General features: G+C 52.1%; 21 protein-coding genes. 14 read left to right on the top strand and 7 right to left on the bottom strand.

Going from position 1 to position 21,168, the window contains the following annotated elements; genetic code table 11:
- Positions 1-48: 48 nt before the first annotated feature.
- The 3 genes from ant(6) to GQY55_RS15675 all read left to right on the top strand — a co-directional run bounded on the left by ant(6) (position 49) and on the right by GQY55_RS15675 (position 2,888).
- Positions 49-921, top strand: coding sequence for an aminoglycoside 6-adenylyltransferase (gene ant(6) / locus GQY55_RS15685; protein ID WP_160042792.1), 873 nt, complete (start codon positions 49-51; stop codon positions 919-921).
- A 209-nt stretch (positions 922-1,130) separates the two neighbouring features.
- The gene (locus tag GQY55_RS15680) at positions 1,131-2,048 is read left to right on the top strand and encodes a prenyltransferase (RefSeq protein ID WP_160042791.1); all 918 of its coding nucleotides are present in this window, start codon (positions 1,131-1,133) and stop codon (positions 2,046-2,048) included.
- Between the two features lie 78 nt (positions 2,049-2,126).
- Positions 2,127-2,888 carry a DUF6081 family protein gene (locus GQY55_RS15675; protein ID WP_160042790.1) on the top strand — a complete coding sequence of 254 codons (762 nt, stop codon included), beginning with the start codon at positions 2,127-2,129 and terminating at the stop codon, positions 2,886-2,888.
- Between the two features lie 136 nt (positions 2,889-3,024).
- On the opposite strand, the gene GQY55_RS15670 is transcribed toward GQY55_RS15675, so the two are convergent.
- On the bottom strand, positions 3,025-3,930 hold the full coding sequence (locus tag GQY55_RS15670) for a hypothetical protein (protein ID WP_236575639.1): 906 nt from the start codon (positions 3,928-3,930) through the stop codon (positions 3,025-3,027).
- Positions 3,931-4,314: 384 nt separating this feature from the next.
- Here GQY55_RS15670 and GQY55_RS15665 point away from each other — a divergent pair, with 384 nt between their 5' ends.
- On the top strand, positions 4,315-5,817 hold the full coding sequence (locus tag GQY55_RS15665) for an S-layer homology domain-containing protein (RefSeq protein ID WP_160042789.1): 1,503 nt from the start codon (positions 4,315-4,317) through the stop codon (positions 5,815-5,817).
- A 59-nt stretch (positions 5,818-5,876) separates the two neighbouring features.
- On the opposite strand, the gene GQY55_RS15660 is transcribed toward GQY55_RS15665, so the two are convergent.
- Positions 5,877-6,497, bottom strand: a complete 621-nt coding sequence (locus tag GQY55_RS15660) for a flavin reductase family protein (protein ID WP_160042788.1) — start codon at positions 6,495-6,497, stop codon at positions 5,877-5,879.
- A gap of 101 nt (positions 6,498-6,598) precedes the next feature.
- Here GQY55_RS15660 and GQY55_RS15655 point away from each other — a divergent pair, with 101 nt between their 5' ends.
- Positions 6,599-7,291, top strand: coding sequence for an ArsR/SmtB family transcription factor (locus GQY55_RS15655; protein WP_160042787.1), 693 nt, complete (start codon positions 6,599-6,601; stop codon positions 7,289-7,291).
- 193 nt (positions 7,292-7,484) lie between these two features.
- Here the strand turns inward: GQY55_RS15655 and GQY55_RS15650 are convergent, their stop codons facing one another.
- The 3 genes from GQY55_RS15650 to GQY55_RS15640 are packed head-to-tail and all read right to left on the bottom strand — an operon-like array spanning position 7,485 to position 10,429.
- A complete protein-coding gene (locus GQY55_RS15650; RefSeq protein WP_160042786.1) occupies positions 7,485-8,396 on the bottom strand; it encodes a glycine betaine ABC transporter substrate-binding protein in 912 nt (303 codons plus the stop codon).
- 1 nt (position 8,397) lies between these two features.
- Positions 8,398-9,234, bottom strand: a complete 837-nt coding sequence (locus tag GQY55_RS15645; protein WP_160042785.1) for an ABC transporter permease — start codon at positions 9,232-9,234, stop codon at positions 8,398-8,400.
- Positions 9,212-10,429, bottom strand: a complete 1,218-nt coding sequence (locus tag GQY55_RS15640) for a quaternary amine ABC transporter ATP-binding protein (RefSeq protein WP_160042784.1) — start codon at positions 10,427-10,429, stop codon at positions 9,212-9,214. Before GQY55_RS15640 ends, GQY55_RS15645 begins: the two co-directional genes overlap by 23 nt.
- 372 nt (positions 10,430-10,801) lie before the next feature.
- Between GQY55_RS15640 and GQY55_RS15635 the strand changes: the two genes are divergently transcribed.
- The 8 genes from GQY55_RS15635 (at position 10,802) to GQY55_RS15600 (ending at position 17,332) form a co-directional block, all read left to right on the top strand.
- The gene (locus tag GQY55_RS15635; RefSeq protein ID WP_160042783.1) at positions 10,802-11,368 is read left to right on the top strand and encodes a GbsR/MarR family transcriptional regulator; all 567 of its coding nucleotides are present in this window, start codon (positions 10,802-10,804) and stop codon (positions 11,366-11,368) included.
- Between the two features lie 228 nt (positions 11,369-11,596).
- Positions 11,597-12,295, top strand: coding sequence for a response regulator transcription factor (locus tag GQY55_RS15630; RefSeq protein WP_160042782.1), 699 nt, complete (start codon positions 11,597-11,599; stop codon positions 12,293-12,295).
- Positions 12,295-13,227 carry a sensor histidine kinase gene (locus tag GQY55_RS15625; protein ID WP_160042781.1) on the top strand — a complete coding sequence of 311 codons (933 nt, stop codon included), beginning with the start codon at positions 12,295-12,297 and terminating at the stop codon, positions 13,225-13,227. Before GQY55_RS15630 ends, GQY55_RS15625 begins: the two co-directional genes overlap by 1 nt.
- A 155-nt stretch (positions 13,228-13,382) precedes the next feature.
- Positions 13,383-14,306: an ABC transporter ATP-binding protein gene (locus GQY55_RS15620; protein ID WP_160042780.1), complete on the top strand. Its 924-nt coding sequence runs from the start codon at positions 13,383-13,385 to the stop codon at positions 14,304-14,306.
- A complete protein-coding gene (locus GQY55_RS15615; protein ID WP_268895019.1) occupies positions 14,299-14,988 on the top strand; it encodes an ABC transporter permease in 690 nt (229 codons plus the stop codon). Before GQY55_RS15620 ends, GQY55_RS15615 begins: the two co-directional genes overlap by 8 nt.
- Positions 14,989-15,286: 298 nt before the next feature.
- Positions 15,287-15,871: a YkoP family protein gene (locus GQY55_RS15610; protein ID WP_236575646.1), complete on the top strand. Its 585-nt coding sequence runs from the start codon at positions 15,287-15,289 to the stop codon at positions 15,869-15,871.
- Entirely contained in the window at positions 15,868-16,617 is a 750-nt protein-coding gene (locus GQY55_RS15605) for a polysaccharide deacetylase family protein (protein ID WP_160042777.1), read from the top strand. Before GQY55_RS15610 ends, GQY55_RS15605 begins: the two co-directional genes overlap by 4 nt.
- A gap of 142 nt (positions 16,618-16,759) precedes the next feature.
- The gene (locus GQY55_RS15600) at positions 16,760-17,332 is read left to right on the top strand and encodes an MFS transporter (protein ID WP_236575638.1); all 573 of its coding nucleotides are present in this window, start codon (positions 16,760-16,762) and stop codon (positions 17,330-17,332) included.
- Positions 17,333-17,610: 278 nt separating this feature from the next.
- Here the strand turns inward: GQY55_RS15600 and murA are convergent, their stop codons facing one another.
- Together murA and GQY55_RS15590 are read right to left on the bottom strand one after the other, a co-directional pair.
- On the bottom strand, positions 17,611-18,909 hold the full coding sequence (gene murA, locus GQY55_RS15595) for a UDP-N-acetylglucosamine 1-carboxyvinyltransferase (protein ID WP_160042775.1): 1,299 nt from the start codon (positions 18,907-18,909) through the stop codon (positions 17,611-17,613).
- A complete protein-coding gene (locus GQY55_RS15590; protein ID WP_160042774.1) occupies positions 18,896-19,711 on the bottom strand; it encodes a DeoR/GlpR family DNA-binding transcription regulator in 816 nt (271 codons plus the stop codon). The genes murA and GQY55_RS15590 overlap by 14 nt, the downstream gene beginning before the upstream one ends.
- Positions 19,712-19,962: 251 nt before the next feature.
- Between GQY55_RS15590 and GQY55_RS15585 the strand changes: the two genes are divergently transcribed.
- Positions 19,963-21,069 carry an outer membrane lipoprotein-sorting protein gene (locus GQY55_RS15585; protein ID WP_160042773.1) on the top strand — a complete coding sequence of 369 codons (1,107 nt, stop codon included), beginning with the start codon at positions 19,963-19,965 and terminating at the stop codon, positions 21,067-21,069.
- Positions 21,070-21,168 lie beyond the last annotated feature (99 nt).

The following is a 21,168-nucleotide window of genomic DNA, read 5'->3' as shown; positions in this document are numbered from 1 at the left end:
TTCCATGAAAATAAAAACAGAAATTTACAATGGAGGGTATCGCGTCCAATGAGAAACGAACAACAATTCATGGATTTGCTCGTCGACTTCGCCGTCAATGATCCCCGGATCCGAATGGTCACGCTGGAAGGGTCACGAACCAACGCCAACATCCCCCGAGATGCGTTTCAGGATTTCGATATTTCGTATTTCGTGACGGATATGGATTCGTTTAAAGCAAGCGATGAGTGGCTGAACGTCTTCGGGAAACGCCTGATGATGCAAAAGCCGGAAGATATGGAGCTTTTCCCTCCCGAACTCGGCAATTGGTTTTCGTACATCATTCTTTTTGAGGATGGGCTTAAATTGGACTTGACGCTGATCCCGGTGGGCGAAACCGGTGATTATTTTGAGAACGGCGACGGTTTGGTTGAAGTATTGCTGGATAAGGACGGTCTCGTCAAACATGACGTTTCTGCGAGCGACCGGCAGTATTGGATCCAGAAGCCGACCGCCAGGGAGTTCGACGATTGCTGCAACGAATTTTGGATGGTGTCCACGTACGTCGTCAAGGGTCTGGCCCGAAAAGAAATACTGTTTGCCATCGACCATTTGAACGAGATTGCCCGGCCCAATTTGCTGCGCATGGTGTCCTGGCAGATCGGGACAGAGAAGGGCTTCTCTTTTAGCGTGGGCAAAAACTATAAATTCATCGACCGCTATCTTCCGCCTGAAGATTGGGAAAAGCTGCTGTCCACGTATGCGGAGCACGGTTACGCAAGCATGTGGCAATCCTTGTCGATCTGTTATGAGCTGTTTCGAAAATATTCCAAAATGGTCGCCGCAAGCCTGGGATACGATTATCCGGATTATGACGCGGCCATCACCGGCTACACGGAACGGATTTTGCAAAATCTAACACTCCATGACAAAGATCGATAAAAGTGCTATGCTGAAATAGAAAGAAAACACAACTTTTTTCGATGAGGGATGTTGAAAAATCTCTACGATTTCATGCGGCTTCTTTTTCTGAAAGAGGCTGCTTTTTACGGAAAAGTTTGTGAAAAATATCATTTGTTCGGTGGCTTTGTTTTTGCGCCGAATCCATATTCCCGAAAGAATAGGGGTATCCTTAGAAGAAAGGAGCATCGGTGAACATGCTCAAGCAATTTCGAAAAGCTTCCCGGCTCAGCGTCGTGCCGGTCATGCTCATCCCGGTTGCACTCGGGGCGCTTGGCGCTTTCGTATGGGACGGCGTGTTTAATGTCTGGCTGTTCCTGATTACGCTTGTCGGGGCAGCGGCGGCGCATTTGTTTTCCAACATGATCAACGACCTGTGGGATTACAAAAGCGGGACGGATACCGCAGCCAAAGAAACCGTGGACGCCGTATCGACCAACTCCGGGTTTTTGACCAACCAGGTGTGGAGCGTCCGCAAGTTTGCGGCCGTCACTTGGGGGTTGTTTGCGTTGGCGGCCGTTTGCGGCATCGTGCTGGCGATCTATTCCGGCATCTGGGCGTTTGTTTTCGGAGCCCTTGGCGGGCTGATCGCTTACTTTTACGTGGCGCCTCCGCTGAAGTTCGGTTACCGGGGAAAAGGGTACAGCGAAATCGCGATCCTGCTTTCCTTCGGCGTGCTTCCGGTGATGGGGGCCTATTACGTTCAGACTTCCCATTTGGATCTGAGGGCATTGCTGCTTTCGCTGCCGATCGGACTTTTGACGACGCTGATTTTGTTCAACCACCATTTCCTGCATTGGCAGGCCGACCGTCAGGCGGGCAAACGCACGCTGGTCGTCGTGTGGGGCGAGAAGCGGGCTTTGGCGTTTTCCAGATATCTTCTTTTCCTTGCCGCCGTCATGCTGATCGTCAGCGTCCTTGCCGGAGCGCTTCCGGTTTACGGGCTGCTGGCTTTGCCGGCCATGATCCCGCTGTACCAGGTATACGGCAAGCTGAAGCCGCAAAACAGCTCCCATGCTTATTTGCCTTTGATGGGCGCATCCGTCAAATCGGCGCAGCTAAGCGGCCTGATTATGATCGTGTGCCTCGTGATTCAAGGACTCATCTGATGGCAAGATCGGTTATTGGCGATTTCGCCGCCGGATTTTTAATATTCTAACCGCAAGTAGAAAGGAAGTTTTAGCCTCATGGAACAACAAAAAGTGATCGGCGATTTTCATACCATTTTATCGGAAGGCGAGGTTTGGAAAATCGGCGGATTTCCGCTGCCGGACGGTTCGTTCTGGGAATACCGCGAGCCGAATGCGGTCGTCATCGTCCGCAACGGCATCCTGTACGTGCGCGCTCCGCTGAGCCGCCAAAACGACCAGATTCAAATTTTGGACAACGCCAAACATATGTATTACTCCGTGGAAACGATCAAAGTGCCGGAATCCGGCGAAGTCAGCTTTGAGCTGCAAATCCGCGCGCGCACGCAAAATACGGTTCCGGGCGATTTGTACGACGGGTATGTTTCCCTTAATTTGCTTGATTTCACGACCGGCGCAGCGCTGGACTTTTTTGCCGGAAACGACAAGTACGCCAGCGTCTACGCCGTCCTTCCTTTCCCTGGGGTAGAGGTGCCGCCGTCCGATAAGACGCGCTACTTCTGTATTTTCAAGGAAGATACCAACTTCAAAGCGCGCGAGTTCAACACGTACAAAATTACGTATGACCGCGGGAACGACGAAGCGATCTTTTATCTGAACGGCGTAGAAATCCGCCGCGAAAAACAAATCCCGATCAAATTCAATGAATTTACGATCGCGCTTGGCATCATGACCGAAAAAGACATTTCGCCGGAGGGCAGCGTGTCCATTCACGGGCAAACGGTCACCGCGGAATATTCGCCGGTCACGGTTACGATCAAAGACGGAAGCAAACAGGCGAATACCTCGGAAGAGAAGTAATGTCCGATGGAAGAAGGGCGACCCTGCTCCAGCATTGGAGATCAGGGCCGCCTTTTTTTAATCGAATTACCGGGGAACCCGCAATCGTACCTGAGCCCGGTTTGAAGCGTTACATGCCCCACTTTGAGTGGCGGTTTTACAGAACGCGGGAACGACGGGGGGCCTGCGCCGCCGATGGCGTGAAAATCCGGTCCGACGGCGTATTGCGGAGCACAAACACTCCAGCGAGAAGCGAGACGAGGAAGCATGCGCCGGCCGCAATCGGCAGGAACGACCATTCGAGCACCGCATGGCCAAGCACCGTCTGCCAGCCGATCGCGACCAGACCTAAAATGTAGCTTACGCCGGTGACATGAATCATCCGCTTCCGCATAGCCTTGGGAAGGGAGGAACGCTCCGCCAGCCAGGCGACGAGCGGGATGGCCTGAAGCGCATGGAAGCCAAGGCCGTGCAGCCAAATGATGTTGCCGTGAAGGCCTACCATCCGTCCTTGGTTCATCGAAATCCATATCCCTGCGGCGAAAGACATCATGACGGCAATCATCGCATAACGAATCCCGGTCGCCATCTCCGGATAGCTCGCGTATATTCTGGGGCGGAAATAAGCGATGGCCAGAACCAGATAAAAAAGGACGAGCAGCAATGCGATAAAAGCGAAAATATTGCCGACCCACACATCGAAAGCAGATCCTCCCACGACAAACCTTGGATTGACGCCCCGAAAGTTTTGTACGGTTTCGGCTGCATAAGCATACAGCGCGAGGACGATATAAGGATAGCGGAAGAAGGCTCTGCCCGTTCTCCCCAGTCCCGAATACGGCAAAATGGCCGCCGTCGACAGCAGAAAGATGCCGATCGCGGCATTAAAGGAGAACGCATTGAGGATGTTTCCCCCCGGAGGCGCTTCGCTCCCGAACGCGAGCACCCAAAGCCCGCAAAACGCCGACAGCAAAAAACCGAGGACGGACGTAAGGACAAGCCCTTTTTCCCCTTCGAATAAACGAATCGTTTTTTTTCCTTCTAAGCTCCTGACCGTTTTCATCATTCCCATCTCCTCATCCGATACAATTTAAGATGACTGTATTTTATTGGAATTCGAAAGCTCGAGCCTCCACCGGGGGACCGGACTTTATTCTGGACTTTGGTCGATAGGTTTCCCCGACCAAAGCCTGAGCCAACTTGTTTCAAGTTTGTCGCCAGCATCCTTCCCGAAATCCGAGGAGAACGTCTATAGGGGGGGTTGGTTCATTTTCGAGGTAATTTAGGTCTCTATACTCATAAAAAAATATCGAACCATGTCGATAAACTACATTAGATTGACTACAAGCCGGCGGCTCTTAGGCGGCCCTCAAGAATGCAGGGAGCGTTCGAAGTTCATGTAGGCCGGCCGAATAAAGCAATCACATTTGAAGGAGATGAGTCTTCGTTGAAAACAGCTAGAAATCTGCTCATGCTTGCGCTGGTCTTCATCCTGACCGTCGGCTTTTCCGGGCTGACCTCGGCGGCAAGCGACAAAAAATCGGCGGCAAAAGACGCGGTATACCCGTTTGCCCTCGACTTTAAAGATATCGAGGACGCGGATTGGGCCTCGGCCTACATCGCGAAAATGAAATCGAAAAACGTCCTTCAAGGGTTCGAGGACGGATCGTTCCGGCCAAACCAGCCGGTTACCCGGGTAGAGGCGATTGTCATGGCCGTCCGGCTGCTTGGGCTGGAGGATCAGGCTAAAGCGCAGAAGCCGGATGCCAAACTCTTTTTCAAGGATGCCGAACAGATCAACAAAAAATATCCTTGGGCGAAAGGTTATATTTTGACGGCGCTGGAAAACGGCTTGTTTGACGCCTCCGAGCAATCCGTCCAGCCGGAAAAACCGGCAAGCCGCGTATGGATTGCGGGGCTGCTGGTCAAATCGCTCGGTTTGCAGCAGGAGGCGCTGCATGAAATGAACAAGACGCCTTCCTTCAAGGATGCGGCTTCCATTCCGGCCGGCTCCATCGGTTACGTCAACGTTGCGGTCGAGAAAGGAATCATCGGCGGTTATCCGGACGGCACGTTCAAACCGAACAAAAGCGTGACCCGCGCCGAAATCGCCGCGCTGCTGGACAGAACCGGCGGAGGTTTGCTTGATCAAGCGGGGGCCGTTAAAGCAAGCGGCGTGATTCAAAACATCGAGTTTAAAAAGACTGCGGAAGGCACATCTCCATCGACGGTCAGCGGCAGCGTGTACGGTTCCGTCGACGGAAGCGTCACCATTGCGACGTACGACAACAAGTCGCTTACCTACGGCATTTCTTCCGAGCTGCTCGTGACGTACCATAACAAATACGTTCGCGCAGACCAGCTCGCGGTCAATGATTCCGTGCAGTTGACCGTTTTGGACAACATCGTCCGGGAAGCCGTGCTGCTGGATTCAAAGCCGGGTGAAGGCGCAAAAGATCCCGCAACGAATCCGGGAGACTCCTCCAAAGCGACGATCGTGGAATTGGATTTGGAGATCAAGCTGGGCGGCCAGGGAGAAGTGGACGTAGAGTATAAAAACAAAAAAGGTAAAATCGATGCGGAGTTTGAGCTCAAATCCGGCCAAATGAAACAGAAGCTGGAGGGCAAGGCAGCCGCGGCGGCGATCGAAAAATTGATTGGCGACGCAGCGATTGCCGAGGAGACGACGGCCGAGGAAGCCGTAAGCAAACTGGTATCCGCGTTGAAATTGAACAACGACGACATCCAAAAGCTGGAGCTTTCGGTGAAGTTCTCGAACGGAAAAGAAATCAAGATCGAGAAAAAGCAGTCGGAAAAAAACCTGAGCAAAGGCAAAGATAAAGAAAACGATCAGGGACGCGGGAATGAAAAAGGACACGGGAATGAAAAAGGCCACGGGAATGAAAAAGGCCACGGGAATGAAAAAGGCCGCGGGAACGGCAAAAAATAAAGAACGAAGAAGCGGCACGAGCCTTGGGCTCGTGCCGTTTTTTAGGTATGCCCAGCCGCTCATATTTCCGCCCGAAAGGTCTTCCCTAACGGCTTGCCAAGGGAGAAATAATGCCTGAAATTGTAAATTAATGGGCCCCATTTTCTAGGATCGATATGATGTTCTCCCGTCACGATTTCTTTATGGGCGTGCACCTGCACGGACTGCGTCTCCACAATGGCGAACATGGGGGAATGGTCCGGGATACGAATATGTTTGACCTTCGCCTCGATTTGAATGGGGCATTCCGCGATCCGGGAAGGTTTTACGGCAATCGATGCTGCAGGAGTAAGCCCGCCGATGTCGTATTTTTCTTTTCCATATAAAAATCCGTTCTGTTTTTTGAAATCCGGAACCGGATTTTTTCCCGTATAAGGAGCCAGCCGTTCCACGTTCTCCCAAAGCGAAGGATCCGGAACGTTGATGACGCATTCGGGATGCCGCTGCACGTTTTCGATGGCTTTTCCTCCAAGGCCGAGCCCCAATACGATGCAGTCTCCCAGTGCCCAAGATGATGAGATCGGGCTAATATTGACGGTTCCATCCCCGTTCAGCGTGTTCAGCAGAATCACCGGCGTGCCATAGTATAGAATTTTAGGTTGAATCGTCACGGCTTCAAAAATCGGATTTTGTATTTCCATGCTGCATGTTCCTCCTTTTCGTCTTCTTTGTGATTGTAAAGCATAAATATTTCAATTATCATCGAAGTGTGGATTGCATATTTTGAAGGGGGATACTTCCAATGCGTACAAATTCCAATCCGAATGTGGCCTTGATCGCTTCCCTGGTGAGCGAGCCTTCGCGTGCAGCCATGTTGACGGCCCTGCTCGACGGCAGATTTCACCCTGCAAGCGAATTGGCCAATATGGCGGGCATCAAGCCGCAAACGGCCAGCTTTCATTTAGCCAAAATGGTCGAAGCTAACGTAATTATCTTTGAAAAACATGGAAGACACCGGTACTACGGCATACGGGATTCCACAGTCGCGCAGACGATGGAGTCGCTTCTTGCCCTGGCTCCGCCGGTTGAAATTAAATCGCTGCGGCAAGCGACGGAGGATCAAGCCATCCGATGGGCCAGAACTTGTTATGATCACTTGGCCGGCAACGTGGGGGTGCAGCTGACGGATTCTTTGAAACAAAGGGGAATCATTCAAGAGACAAACGAAGGGTTTGCAGTGACCGAAAGCGGAGAGGCGTTTTTCGAATCCCTTCAAATCAACATTGCGCAGGTCAAGAAAAAGCGGCGGTCGTTCTCCCACAAATGTTTGGATTGGAGCGAAAGGCGCCACCATCTGGGCGGTGCTTTGGGGAACGCTTTGCTTGACAGGCTGGTAGAGCTGCAGTGGGTACAGCGCGTGCCCAAAACGCGGGCGGTCAGCATCACTTCGGAAGGCAAGCAGGGGCTTAAAGAAACATTTTCAATAGATATTTGATCCAAAAGAAAAACGTCGATCGACGTACTCCTTAAGAAGACAGACCGCGTTTAAAGATAGTTTTTTTGCAATATCAGGACGAAATAACTCCGTAGTTAATACTTTCTCATATTATAAAAAAAGACCGCCCAAATTGCGTTTGGGCGGTCGGAACGTTTCCAGCGTTATGCCTGGCTTCGGGACCGAAACCTCATTATTTTTTCAAATCCTCGATCGAGTTGATGTCGACGTACGACGGCACGACCAGCCCGGTTTTGACGCCGGTCATGTTGGGGCCGAGGTCATCGACTTTATCCTTGTATTTCTCCATGTAGTCCGCGTGGGTCAGCGGCAGCCAAGCGGCGGCGGATGCGTCCACATCGCCGTTTGCGACGCCGGTCCACATCGGGCCGGCTTCGACCTGGAGGGCGGTCACTTTGTAGCCGAGCTTATCCTGCAAAACGTATTGCAGCAGGTTGGTGCTGGCGATTTCCGAATCCCAGGCGACATAGCTGAGCTTCAGCGGCTTGCCGTTTACCGGCTTCAGATCCTTGATCCATTCGTTCACGCGGTCCGGATGGTCGTCGGCCCATTTTTTGGCCGCGTCTTCGGGTTTTGCGCCTTCTTCGATGGCGGTCATGATTTCGCCCATTTCATCCGAGGTCCACTCGAAACGGTCGAGGAACTGATAGGCGGTCGGCTCATCATCCTTCAAGCCTTGACGGGCGATGGTATGAATTTCTTCCGCTTCGCCGTACACCTTCTTCGGATCGTCAAGGTATTTCAGATCGTATTTGGAAAACATCCAATGCGGCGTCCAGCCGGTAATCACCACGGGTTTTTTGGCTTTGATATCCTTAGCCAGCGTCGCCGTCATGGCAGCGCTCGAACCTTCGACCAGTTTCCAGTCGGACAAGCCGTATTCCTCAATCGCTTTGCTGGTGGCCTTCATGATGCCGGCGCCCGGGTCGATCCCGATGATTTCGTGTTTGACCTGTTTCCCGAAGGATTCGGCGCCGTTCCCGCCACTTGCCTTGTTATCCGCGCCGCCGCTCGTGTTGCAGGCCGAAAGCGTCAGTACGCCGGCGAGTCCAAGCAGCAGCATCCATTTACTTTGTTTTCTCATCTTATCTTCCCCTTTTTCGTTCGGATTTGAATAAACCTTGCGTAAAACGGTCAAGTACAATGGCCAAAATAACAACAACGAGACCGGCTTCGAAGCCCTTGCCGATTTGGAGCTGGGTTACGGCCCGGTACACTTCCGCGCCGATGCCCTGCGCGCCGATCATGGAAGCGATGACGACCATGGACAAGGAGAGCATGATCGTCTGGTTCACGCCTGCCATCAGCGTCGGCAGGGCCAGCGGAAGCTGCACCTTGAACAGCTTCTGGCCGGAAGTGGAACCGAAGGCGTCCGCCGCTTCGGTCAGCTCGCCGGACACCTGCTGGATCCCCAGCAGGGTGAGGCGTATGGTCGGCGGAATCGCAAAGATGACCGAGGCGATCACGCCCGGCACGACCCCCAGGCTGAAGAAGAAGACGGCGGGCAGCAGGTACACGAACGCCGGCATCGTCTGCATGAAATCAAGCAGTGGCGTAATGATCTGGGCGGCGCCTTTGCTATAGGCGCACCAGATGCCGATCGGAATGCCGACCACAACGGAGATGAGGGCCGAGGTAATGACGAGGCTCAGCGTATCCATCGTTTGCGACCAGTAGTCCAGGTTGTAGATGAGCAAAAATCCGACGACGGAGAACAGAGCCAGCGGCCAGCGTCCCACCAGGTAGGCAAGAATGCCCAAAATAACGATAAAAAGAAACGGATGAGGCAGCATAAACAGCCAGGTGAAAGCATTCACGATGCCTTCAATGGCGCCCGAGATGATATCGAATAAAAACGTCAGGTGATCCTCCATCCAGCCGACCAAGGTTTCGACCCAATTATCCAGCGGTATTTTCTGCATCCGGGTTCACCTCCTTCGAGCCGTTTTCTCCCGCAAGAGCGCCGAGCAGGGCGCCGCGGACAATGACGCCGAGGAGACGGTTTTCGTCGTCGACGACGGCGAGAGGCACTTTGGCGAGGCTGGTTACCTCGAACAATTCGTTTATGACGACGTCCGGATGGACGCGCGGCCCGTCGACGATCAAGATGTTCTCCAGCGACTGCCCGCTGCGCATCGCGGCCGACGCGTCTTCCGCCGTGATGACGCCGAGCAGCCGTTTGGCGCGGTCGACGACGAACAGGTTGGAAATGCCGCGTTCGCGCATCATTTCCAGCGCCACGCGCGGCCCCCGTTCGACCATGATCGTTTCGGGACGGCGCATGACATGCGAAGCGGTCAGCACCTTCGACAGGTCGACGTCCTCCACGAAACGTTCCACATACGCGTTGGCCGGCTGCGTCAATATTTCCTCCGGCGTTCCGACCTGCACGACGGCCCCGTCCTTCATCAGGGCGATGCGGTCGCCGATCCGAAGCGCTTCATCAAGATCGTGGGTGATGAAGATGATCGTCTTTTTCATCTTCTCCTGCAGGTCCAGCAGTTCGTCCTGCATATCCCGCCGGATGAGCGGATCAAGCGCGCTGAAGGCTTCGTCCATGAGCAAAATTTCGGGATCGTTCGCCAGCGCTCTGGCCAGGCCGACGCGCTGCTGCATCCCGCCGCTCAGTTCATCCGGGCGTTTGTCCTCCCAGCCCTTCAGCCCGACGAGCTCCAGCGACTGCTTCGCTTTTTCCCGCCGCAGGCGCTTCTCCGCCTTTTGGATTTCAAGGCCGTATTCCACGTTTTCGAGCACGGTGCGGTGCGGAAAAAGCGCAAACTTTTGAAACACCATGCTGATCGTTTGACGGCGAACGGTCCGCAGCTGCTCCTTGTTCATTTTCATCAAGTCTTTGCCATGCACCAGGATTTCCCCGGACGTCGGCTCAATGAGGCGGTTCAGCATCCGCACCAGCGTCGACTTGCCGCTGCCGGACAATCCCATGATGACGAAAATTTCGCCTGCCTCGATGTCGAGGCTGACGCGGTTGACGCCGACGGTCACGTTTTTCTCCTTGGCTATTCTTTCTTTGGTCCAACCTTGTTCGAGCAGCTCCACGCAGCTCTCCGCGTGGGGCCCGAACAATTTGCTTACCTTCTGAAGCTGTAAGATGGACAAATCAATCCCCCCTTAAAAACCAGTTCGAGCAAAAAAATGGCAAACTCCCCATTACCCGTTCCGGCGGTTCCTTAAACAGCAGAAAAAAGGAACGCCGATTTGAATACGGGGTGTTGAACTGTGCAACAACTAAAAACTATCGTAACAAAGGTTTTAACCGTATGTAAAGAACGTACAGTAAAAACTGTACAAACCATTCCTTGATTTTCCTCGCGGATGCTCCTGTTTGCGGCTTCTGAGGCTTCTTTACTTTTAAAAGGCGTTTTTCTACAATAGACCAAGAAGGTTGTTGCCTCTGGATTTTCGTCTAAGCGATGAGTGATCTAACGGAAAACACCCGAGAGTATGGCTGAACATAAGGAGGTTGCAAGCATGGGCTTGGACCCGGGCAAGGAAACACAGCATGCGGCGCTGGACAAAATACGAAAACGCGTGATCGAAACGATCGGAAGAAACATGGACTTATACGGCATCTCTTTATCTACGGGGCATCTCTATGGTCTGCTTTTTTTTGCGGACAAGCCGATGACGCTGGACGAGATGGGCTCCGAGATGAAGATGAGCAAAACCAGCATGAGCACGGGCGTCCGCACGCTTCTCGATTTGAAAATGGTGAACAAGGTTTGGGAAAAGGGTTCGCGAAAAGATCTGTACGAGGTGGAATACGACTGGTACCAAACGTTTACCGACTTTTTTGACGTCAAATGGAGAAAATCCGTGGAGTCCAACATGACGGTCCTTCGCAAGGCGACGGAAGAGATCGAAAAAATGGAGAAAGAATACGCGGAAGATCCGGAAATGGCGGAAATGCTGCGGAAGGACAAAGCCAAGCTCCGGGATGCGTTTGCTTATTACGAGTGGCTGGACCGGCTGATCGACACTTTTGAAAACGGGGACATCTACAAGCTGGTGCCGAAAGTGCCGCCACGGGAAAATTAAACATATAGGACCGGGATGTTAGGACATCCAAGGTCCTTTTTTTGTTTTGAGCGTCTGACTTCCGGTTATGTAACCTTTCCCAATAGGGGCCGTCAACGGGATTCTTTTGCATTTTCAACGGATCGGTATTTTGATTTTGGTTATTTTGATAGCGAATTTGAATATACCTCGGGTCGCCGTTTCCAGTATATTAGAACTACAGGGAATGAATAGAAAGGCGTGAGTATCATGGCTTCGAACATACTTCTTGTAGAGGATGACGCCTCGATCGGCGAAATGGTGGAAAGTTATTTGACGATGGAAGGTTTTCAGGTGGTGCTTGCCAAAGACGGGGAGGAGGCGCTCCAGCGGTTTGCCGAACGTGATTATGACCTGGTGCTGCTGGATATGATGCTGCCCAAGATCAGCGGGATGGATTTCCTGAAAAAGCTCCGGGAAAGCAGCCATGTGCCGGTTCTGATCGTATCCGCAAAGGATGGGGAAGTGGATAAGGCGCTTGGCCTCGGTTTTGGCGCGGACGACTATATTACGAAACCTTTTTCCATGATTGAGCTGACGGCGAGGGTGAAGGCCGCGATCCGCCGCGTGACGGCTTATGCGCAAGCGGCCCCGGTCCAGCAGAATCGAATCATCCGGGTGCATGAACTGGAGATGGATCTGGATCATTTGACCGTGACCAAAAACGGCGAGGAGATCAAGCTGACGGCCAAAGAACTGCAAATTTTGAAGCTGTTCATGACGAATCCGAAAAAGGTATTCACCAAGCAGCACATTTTTACCTCCGTCTGGAATGACGACTATTTCGGCGATGAAAATGTCATTAATGTGCATATGAGCCGTTTGCGCGAAAAAATCGAAGATCAGCCTTCCGATCCGCAGTATATCAAAACGCTGTGGGGCATCGGCTACCGTCTGGGGGAATTTTAGTGGTTGCCGTTCTGCTGATTCTTTCGATCGTGCTGGCGCTGCTGAACGTAATGCAGTGGGTGGGCCGGAAAAAAAGAGCCGGGCAGCTTGGGTACATCATCGATAAACTGAATGCGATTGTGGATTCGTCTTCGCAGGAGCAGCTTTTGCTTTTTACGGAGTATCCCGAATATCGTCAACTGCTGATTGCTGTCAATCGTTTGCTTTTGCAAACCAGGCAGTCGGAGACTGGATTTATGCGTACAGAAATCGCGATGCGCCGGATGCTGGCCAACATATCGCATGATTTGAAGACGCCGCTTACCGTGGTGCTCGGATACATTGAAACGTTGAACCGGAAGGGCGGCCTGCCGCAGGAGGAAAGGGAGCGGCTGCTGGATAAGGTGCATGCGAAGACGGTGGAGATCGTGGAGCTGATCAACCGTTTCTTTGATCTGGCCAAGCTGGAATCGGGAGATAAGGAGCTGCCGCTGACCCGTTTACATATCAATGAAGTGTCCAGAAACAGCATGCTGATGTTTTATGATCTGATCGAATCCGAAGGGCTGCAGGCGGACATCGACATTCCGGATAAGCCGCTTTATGCTTGGGGGAATGAAGAAGGACTGAGCCGCGCATTAAACAATGTGCTGAGCAATGCGATCCGTTACGGGTCACAGGGCAAGGTGGTCGGGATGAAGCTGCGGGAAGAGCAGGGCCGGGTACTGATCGATGTTTGGGACAAGGGCAAAGGCATCCGGGAACGCGATCAGGAGCTGATTTTCGAACGGATGTACACGCTGGAGGATTCAAGGAATAAAAGATTTCAAGGCAGCGGTTTGGGCCTGACGATTACGAAAAGACTGATTGAGCTGATGGGCGGGGAAATCCGGGTGGCGAGCAAGCCGTATGAACGGACCGTTTTTACGATCTCGTTAAAAAAGCTGCCTTAACGCTAGCAAAAGCAGCGAAGGGGACGGAACCGTTTTGAAACCTAGCCATCCCGCTTGCTTTCCACACTTAAGAGATTCGTAAGAATTGCGCAAGAAATATGAAAATGTTGGCGGTTATACTGTGATCAAGCAACAAAGGAGAGGGGCAAAGATCAATGGGTTATGTCATCAGTACCCGCCATGTCAGCAAAACCTATAAAGGCAAAGAAGTTGTCTCCGATGTCAGCATGAATATCCGGCAGGGACAAATTTACGGACTGCTCGGTCCAAACGGAGCCGGCAAAACGACGCTGATGAAAATGATGCTGAATCTTGTTAAACCGACCAGCGGCGAAATTGAAATTTTCGGAGAGAAGCTTACGCCTTCGTCGGTTGAAATATTTAAACGCATTGGCAGCATCATCGAGTATCCGATTTTTTACGAGAAAATGACGGCGATCGAGAATCTGGAGCTGCATGCGGAATATATGGGTTATTATAACAAACGCGAGATCAGCGAAGCGCTTGAGATGGTCAACCTCACTTCCATCCAAGGCAAATCGGTATCCGAGTTTTCGCTTGGCATGAAGCAGCGATTGGGCATGGCCCGCGCGATAATAACCAAACCCGAGCTGCTCATTCTGGATGAACCGATCAACGGGCTCGATCCGGTCGGGATCAAGGATTTTCGCCATCTGCTTCGTATGTTGAGCAAGGAGTACCGGATGACGCTGCTGGTCTCCAGCCATTTGCTGAGCGAGATCGAGCAGGTTGCAGATACAATCGGCATTCTCCAGGGCGGCAAATTTATCCGCGAAGTGTCCATGAATGAGATGCGCAGCGAAAATACCGATTATATCGAACTCGTGACCCCGCATTGCAAACAAGCTGTTTTTGTATTGGAAAACGAACTGGGTGTCAGCAATTTTAAAATCGTCGGCGATTCGGTCATACGCATTTATGAGTCCAAGTGGACGCAGCAGGAATTAACCAAAGCGCTGGTACTGAACGATGTGGCGATTGAAGCCATAAACCATAAGCATACTTCGCTTGAGGAGTATTTTATGCATCAGATTAGCGGAGGTGGGCAGCATGCTTAGGCTCATCCGGCTGGAGATGAAAAAGCAGAAGTTAGCCTGGTTTTATAGAGGCGCGGTTATTGCGACGATCCTGATGGCTGGTTTCATATTTCTTATAGTCTTCACGGAGGGGAAAGGAGATCCTGCATTCGGGAGTTTCGCCGATGCGTTATCGACAGTGGGGCTACTTTGCCGTGCAGTATTTATCGTGTTTGCTTCCGTTTTGCTCAGCAAATTGATTATCGAGGAATACAGAAATAAAACGATTAGCATATTGTTCACGTACCCTGTTGAGCGTAAAAAGCTGATCATGGCAAAAATGCTGCTGGTCCTGGCTCTTACGTTTGGAGCGATGCTCATCTCGACTTTTATTATCTGTACGTCGTTTCTGGCTCTGAACAGCCATTTTCAGTTTGTTTCGGGAAAACCGGAGGCTGGCGTATTATTGCATACTGGGATCCAATTGTTGATCCAAACGCTGTCAGCAGCGGGCCTCAGCCTCATTCCTTTATTCTTCGGGATGCGAAAGAAATCCGTACCGACAACGATCGTATCCTCGATCCTTATCGGGGGCTTGATCAGTTCCAACAACCAAGGCTTTTCGCTCGGCGCCAATATAACGGTACCGTTGATCCTTGGGGTTATCGGTATCCTGGTTGCTTATCTTTCGTTCCGCAACGTAGACAAGAACGATATTCATTAACTTAAAATAGCACCTTCTTAGCGGGAGATGATCCCGAAAGGAGGTGCTATTTTTATGATTCTGCAGGGACGTCTGTATTCCAAGCATCACTTTTCCGTAACCCCCAGCATTGCGTCTTAAGAAAACCGTAAGAAACAAGAAAGGGAAACGATAGATTCATTTTTTAAAATAGTGGCATGGATTTCCGGTTTGCCGCCGTCTAACTAAACAAATGCCTTTCCTGCAGGAATAAAGGCGCCGGTCTAACTGCAGAAGACCAAATCAAATATGGAAAAGAAAGATGTGACCAATCGTGAACATGTTAGCTGCCATTACGAAGGCAAGCGCACAGTCGGCATGGATGGCTTGGGAAGCGGTTTTTGACCAAATTACGAAACTGCGCAGCGCCGCGGTAAAAAGATACGGGATTTGCAAGCTGGTTGTCCGTCGGCATCACGGAAAAAACCTGAAGTGCCAGGACGGGGAGTGGATATATCCGGGGGATTGGGTCGGCGAGCTCCATTTGGATAACCGGCAGGTATTGAAGCTGTCCAGAGAGCTGGGGGCTGACCGGGCTGCGCTTTTGACCGCAAGAATGCTGCGGAGATCGATCAAGCAGATCAGCGAGGCGATGAAGACGGAACCGGAGCTTGCGCAGGTCAAAGCGTTGACCGGAATTACGCTGCTGCACCGCGGTATCATTCACGGGCTCGGTTTTGAGCTGCATCCGCTGGAATCCAAGGGGTTTCGCGTATTTTCCACCCATTATTTACGGCTTTTGCTCAAGGTGCTGCATCCGGTGGGCCGGGAACGCACGAAAAAAAATGCGCCCAAGCTTGTGCCCAAAATGCTGATGCTGACCCGAAAATCCTTGCTTTTGCGTTATGCTAAGGAAACGGCATGAGTATGGCGATCGTGAGTCTGCTGCTGCTGTTTGTCTTTGTATATATGATCATTCCGTATGTGATCACCCGGATCTGGGGATTGGGGGTAACGATGCGGGGCCGGCGCGGCAGGCAGATCGCTTTTACCTTTGACGATGGCCCGGACCCGCTGCATACTCCTAAACTGCTGGATCTTCTCAAGAAAAAAAGGATCAAAGCGACATTTTTTGTGCTGGGCGGCAAAGCGGAGCGGCATCCGGAGCTTATGAGGCGGATTCACAGGGAAGGGCATCAAATCGGGATCCACAACTATTCCCATCTTCCCAATTGGCTCATGAGTCCGCGCCATATCCGGAACAAGCATGTCCGCAGGTCAGCCGATATCATCGAGCGGATCACGGGCGAGCGCCCGACATTTTACCGTCCTCCGTGGGGGATTTTGAATTTAGGCGATTTGTTCGCTTTGCGAAAATACCGGATCGTATTGTGGTCGGTCATGGGGTGGGATTGGGGCAAAAAAAGCAGGAACAAACCGCTTAAAGAACGGATCTTGGATCAGCTTGAGCCCGGCTCGATTATTTTGCTGCACGACAGCGGGGATACTTGGGGAGCGGAGCCGGATGCGCCGGGTCGAATGATCGCAAGCCTTGAGGAAGTCCTTGACACGGTTCATATCCAAGGGTATAAATGCGTCCGTGCCGACGAACTGCTGCATAAACGGGATGGTTTAAGTAACGAGTTTTCGGAAGGATTCCGGGTCGGTTGATGGGCGATCATAAAAAATGAATAATCAAGGTGATGGGCATGTTGCGATGAAGCCGTGCTCGATCATAAGATCAACATTATATACGGGGCTTGCAGGTTTTCTGTCGATCCTTCCCCGGATCATTCAATTGTTTTCAGGTCCCATGATCGATCGGGTCCCGCTCCGGGGCCTCCTGGTATACACCCAACTGTTTCAGGCGCTTTTACTGCTTGTGGTGCCCGTTGCCTACTACTTTGATTTTTTGACCGTGGGACTGGTGCTGGCCATTACCCCGATCTTATCGACGATAAACATGTGGTTCTACCCGGCGCAAATGTCCGCACTCCCGAAAATACTCGACAAAAAGCAGCTGACGCAGGGCAACTCTTTGTTTTCAATCGCTTATCAGGGGATTGACGTCGCGTGCAATGCGGCATCGGGGGCGCTGATTCTATTGCTCGGAGCGGTTGCGATTTACTTCTGGAACTCGCTAGGGTTCTTTGTCGGAGCGCTGCTGTTTATGCAGCTGAAAATCAAGAAAGCATCAAATCATTCATCTAACAACGGGAAAACGACGACTGAAAATAAAACTTCTGAATTAAGATCCCGGCATAATCCTATGAAGAAATACGTATCGGATATGAAAGAAGGGCTTAGGTTCATCTTCGCTACGCCGCTCTCGCGCATCCAGCTCGGGATGATCGTCATCAATGCGGCGGCTTCCGACGGCTCATGAGACGGACCAATCGTGGTTCGCTTCTCCTGAAAAATCGAATGCCGCGCATGCGACCACAACTTTATGATTCCTCGTATTTTGCTTCATAATAACTGGGCTTCTAGTTTTAGATGAAGAAGGTTGCGAAGAAAATACTAGGGGATGGCCCGGGCAGGGAAGGAAGCATAGGTTTCTTATTGAACGGCCCCGTAGGATGAATCCATAACGGGGCCGTACATTATCAAACCGGCTGCCGGGCGGCGCATGATTACGAAATGACGGTTTCTTCATTCGGATTTTTAGTTGCTCTCCCTAAGAGCGGTACCCGTGGTAGCAGGCGCTTCGGAGTGGTAGAGGCTGATATTGGCGCCCAGTGCGCGAAAGGAACCGACAACGTCTTCATAACCGCGGTCGATATGCTGCACGCCGGCTATTGTCGTCGTCCCTTCCGCGCAAAGGCCGGCAAGAATAAGGCAGATGCCCGCCCTGACGTCCGACGCATGCACCAAGCTGCCGTGCAATTTGGTTCCGCCTTTAATGTATGCCACGCCCGAACGAACCTTGATATCGGCCCCCATCCGGTTAAGCTGGTATGCGTGGTTGAATCTTGCCGGATAGATGCGCTCGCCGATGATGCTTTTGCCGCCCGCTTGCGTTAACAGCGCCGTTAGCGGCTGCTGCAGATCGGTGGCAAACCCCGGATACATCGCGGTACGGACCCTTGTCGCCCGCAAAATTCCGGTGGAATGTGCCGTAATGGAATGGTTGTCTTCTTCGATCTCTAGGCCGATTTCACGCAGCTTGGCCATGCATGAAGACAGGTGCTCCGGGATGACGTTTTGAACGGTCACCGAGCCGCCGGTAACGCCTGCCGCCATTAAAAATGCGCCTGCAATCAGCCGGTCCGGGATGACGGTGTAAGTACATCCTCTTAAGGAGGACACGCCTTCGATCCGAATGGTGTCGGTACCCGCTCCCGTTATTTTGGCGCCCATCTGATTCAAAAAGTTCGCGGTATCCGTTACTTCCGGGTCGCGCGCGGCATTGAGCAACACGGTGGTCCCTTTGGCGCGAACGGCGGCAAGCATGACGTTGATCGTCGCGCCGCAGGTGATCATATCAAAATAAATGGTTGCGCCCTTTAATTCCTTGGCTTCCACCGTATAATAACGATCGAAAAACGCGAATGATGCTCCCATCATCTTCAAGGCTTTAATATGCTGGTCCATCGGCCGGCTGACGAAGTCGTCTCCGCCGGGATAACCGACGGATACTTTGCCGAATTTGGCCAGCAGCGCACCGACGAAATAATAAGCCGATCTGAACGTGGATGATTTCGCCGGGTCCAAATGGGCGCCGCCGATGGTTCTCGGGTCGATCAGCACCGCTCCATTTGCGGTCTGTTCAACGTTCATACCGATTTCGGACCCCAGCTCATAGATGACTCTTAAATCGGCAATGTTCGGAATGCCAAGCAGCGTAACCGGCTCATCGGCCAGGCATGCCGCCGCGAGCAACGCGAGAGAGCTGTTTTTCGAGCCGGGAATGTTCACGCTGCCTTGCAGAGGCGAGGATTGTTCGACCTTAATCGCTTTCATGTTCAGCTTCTCCTTCGTCCGGATCCGTTTCATCCGCGATCATAATTTTGACGTTCAGGCTTTCGATTTCGCGTATCGTTTTATCCGAAGCGCCTTGATCGGTAATCAGCAAATCGATGTGATGCAGGGGGATGGAGGTGGCGAACATCTGGACGCCCATCTTCTCGTGCGGGGCAAGACATACCGTGCGCCGCGAAACCTCGGCGACCGCTCTGGTCAAAGCGGCTCCCTCCGGCGTAGCCGTGCTGATACCGTTAAGGGCTATTCCGCCTCCGGTAACGAAGCCGATATCGAAGTTAAACTTTTTGATCATTTCGTTCGCGATCGTATCGATCATACTGTCGCCGTTCGCCCGCAATTTTCCTCCAACGAGATAAGCCTCAATATGATGGAGGTTGCGAATCGATTCTGCAATCGTCAGCGAATTGGTGACGATCGTAAATGGAATGTCATCCGGAAGAAATTTGAGCATTCCATACTGAATGCCGGCCCCGCCGATAAAGACGGTGTCATGCTTTTGAATCAGCGATGCCGCATACTTCGAAATGGCGTCTTGATGCGACGCCGCATTTCCGTATCGAATGGACCGGGGCTGGGCTAACGTGCGCACCTTCGGAGGCGGAGTCAGCGGAATGGCGCCCCCGTATGTTTTCTGCAGCAATCCCTGTTCCTCCATCAAGGTCAGGTCCCGCCGAATCGAATCGATCGAAAGTCCAAACATGACGGCCAGGTCTTTTGCGATCACCCTGCCGTCTTTCGCGAGCAGCTCCAGTATCCGCTGCCGACGTTCCTCAGCTAACATAACGATCCTCCAGGATTGGATAGATATAATGGTACGCTTTTATCCTATTCCTGATTCTTCATTATTGTCAATCATATTATTCATGTTGTTTCATTTTTGTTCGTTTTTTTATGCTGGTTATCCTATCAAGGGGGTTGCCCTCCGCAACTGTGGCCCTTTTCTGTGCTTGTCAGGCTAGTCTGCATAATGTGAACAAGTCCCTCATAGACATGTATCAATCAAGTAAAACATGTGCCAAAGGGGATGATGTCATGCGCCGGATGTCATGGGTACTCGCCATGATCGTGTGCGTTACCGTCGTATTTGCCGGGTGCGGCAAAAAGGACGCCGATACCGTAGTTAAAGGACTAAATGATGTGGCCGCCACATTGCAAAGCAAGGAGGGATCTTATAAAGGAACGGGGAAGATGACGCTCTATACGGGTGAAAAGCCGCAAGAGTACAATATTGAGGTCTGGTACCAAAATCCTTCCTATTACCGCATCAGCTTGACCAATGCCCAAAAGGACGTGACGCAGATCGTCCTCCGCAATGACGACGGCGTGTTCGTCCTGACGCCAAGCCTTAACAAAAGCTTCCGCTTCAAGAGCGACTGGCCGGAAAACCAAGGGCAGGTTTACCTGTACCAGACGCTGGTGCAGGGCATTTTGAACGACAAAACGCGCCAGTTCGCCGAGGATAAAGACAGCTACGTATTTGACGTTGCCGCCAATTATCACAGCCAGTCGCTCGTACGCCAAAAAATTTGGCTCAGTAAAGACAATTATGCTCCGAAGCAGGTGAGAGTATCCGATGCCGAGGCGCATGTCATGGTCGAAGTGAAGTTCAGCGAGTTCAAGTTCGACGCCAAATTCGAAAAGGATTCTTTCGACATGAAGCGGAACATGGCCGCCGTCGACGACCCGACGCTGGGCATGGTGACGGAGGTCGACGAGAACGGCAACCCGATCTCGGCGGACGATCCGCAGGCAGCCGAAAACGAAAACAATTCCGCGGCGGCTCCGAAAGAACTAGGAGACTTCGGAACGATCGAGCCGGTATACATGCCGGAAGGCGTTGAGCGGAAGGATATCAACAAAATGGAAGATAACCCGAACCATTCGGTTCTGATCCGTTATGACGGAACCTATCAATACACCATCATAGAATCGCGTTCCTCGGACATGGCCGTGTCCTCCGTGGCATCGGGAGAAGTCGTCGATCTCGGCTTCACGGCAGGCCTTTATACCAAGGACGAGCAAAAAACGCTGACCTGGATGAATGACGAAGGCATCGAATTCCGGATCACGAGCAGCAACCTTCCGCTTGACGAAATGAAGTTAATCGCCGCGTCGCTTCAGGAGCAAACGGGCAAATAATCCTTTACGGGCGGGGTCCCGCGCCGCAGAGCATCCTTCTGCCGCCGGGGGCTCCGCCTTTGCCTTTGGCTGCCGTGGTACGGTAAAGACGCCTGAATC

Origin of the sequence: Paenibacillus sp. USDA918EY, from assembly GCF_009870825.1 — a bacterium.
Classification (GTDB): domain Bacteria; phylum Bacillota; class Bacilli; order Paenibacillales; family Paenibacillaceae; genus Paenibacillus_AQ; species Paenibacillus_AQ albilobatus.
This window is presented reverse-complemented; position numbering and strand designations above follow the sequence as displayed.

Excerpts from the sequence above, each read along its gene's own strand:
- GQY55_RS15675 (WP_160042790.1), top strand. The coding sequence starts at position 2,127 with ATGGAACAACAAAAAGTGATCGGCGATTTTCATACCATTTTATCGGAA.
- GQY55_RS15645 (WP_160042785.1), bottom strand. The coding sequence starts at position 9,234 with ATGCAGAAAATACCGCTGGATAATTGGGTCGAAACCTTGGTCGGCTGG.
- GQY55_RS15590 (WP_160042774.1), bottom strand. The coding sequence starts at position 19,711 with ATGTTAGCTGAGGAACGTCGGCAGCGGATACTGGAGCTGCTCGCGAAA.
- GQY55_RS15630 (WP_160042782.1), top strand. The coding sequence starts at position 11,597 with ATGGCTTCGAACATACTTCTTGTAGAGGATGACGCCTCGATCGGCGAA.
- murA (WP_160042775.1), bottom strand. The coding sequence starts at position 18,909 with ATGAAAGCGATTAAGGTCGAACAATCCTCGCCTCTGCAAGGCAGCGTG.
- GQY55_RS15670 (WP_236575639.1), bottom strand. The coding sequence starts at position 3,930 with ATGAAAACGGTCAGGAGCTTAGAAGGAAAAAAAACGATTCGTTTATTC.
- GQY55_RS15660 (WP_160042788.1), bottom strand. The coding sequence starts at position 6,497 with ATGGAAATACAAAATCCGATTTTTGAAGCCGTGACGATTCAACCTAAA.
- GQY55_RS15615 (WP_268895019.1), top strand. The coding sequence starts at position 14,299 with ATGCTTAGGCTCATCCGGCTGGAGATGAAAAAGCAGAAGTTAGCCTGG.
- GQY55_RS15620 (WP_160042780.1), top strand. The coding sequence starts at position 13,383 with ATGGGTTATGTCATCAGTACCCGCCATGTCAGCAAAACCTATAAAGGC.
- GQY55_RS15600 (WP_236575638.1), top strand. The coding sequence starts at position 16,760 with ATGATCGATCGGGTCCCGCTCCGGGGCCTCCTGGTATACACCCAACTG.
- GQY55_RS15635 (WP_160042783.1), top strand. The coding sequence starts at position 10,802 with ATGGGCTTGGACCCGGGCAAGGAAACACAGCATGCGGCGCTGGACAAA.
- GQY55_RS15585 (WP_160042773.1), top strand. The coding sequence starts at position 19,963 with ATGCGCCGGATGTCATGGGTACTCGCCATGATCGTGTGCGTTACCGTC.
- GQY55_RS15655 (WP_160042787.1), top strand. The coding sequence starts at position 6,599 with ATGCGTACAAATTCCAATCCGAATGTGGCCTTGATCGCTTCCCTGGTG.
- GQY55_RS15605 (WP_160042777.1), top strand. The coding sequence starts at position 15,868 with ATGAGTATGGCGATCGTGAGTCTGCTGCTGCTGTTTGTCTTTGTATAT.
- GQY55_RS15650 (WP_160042786.1), bottom strand. The coding sequence starts at position 8,396 with ATGAGAAAACAAAGTAAATGGATGCTGCTGCTTGGACTCGCCGGCGTA.
- GQY55_RS15610 (WP_236575646.1), top strand. The coding sequence starts at position 15,287 with ATGTTAGCTGCCATTACGAAGGCAAGCGCACAGTCGGCATGGATGGCT.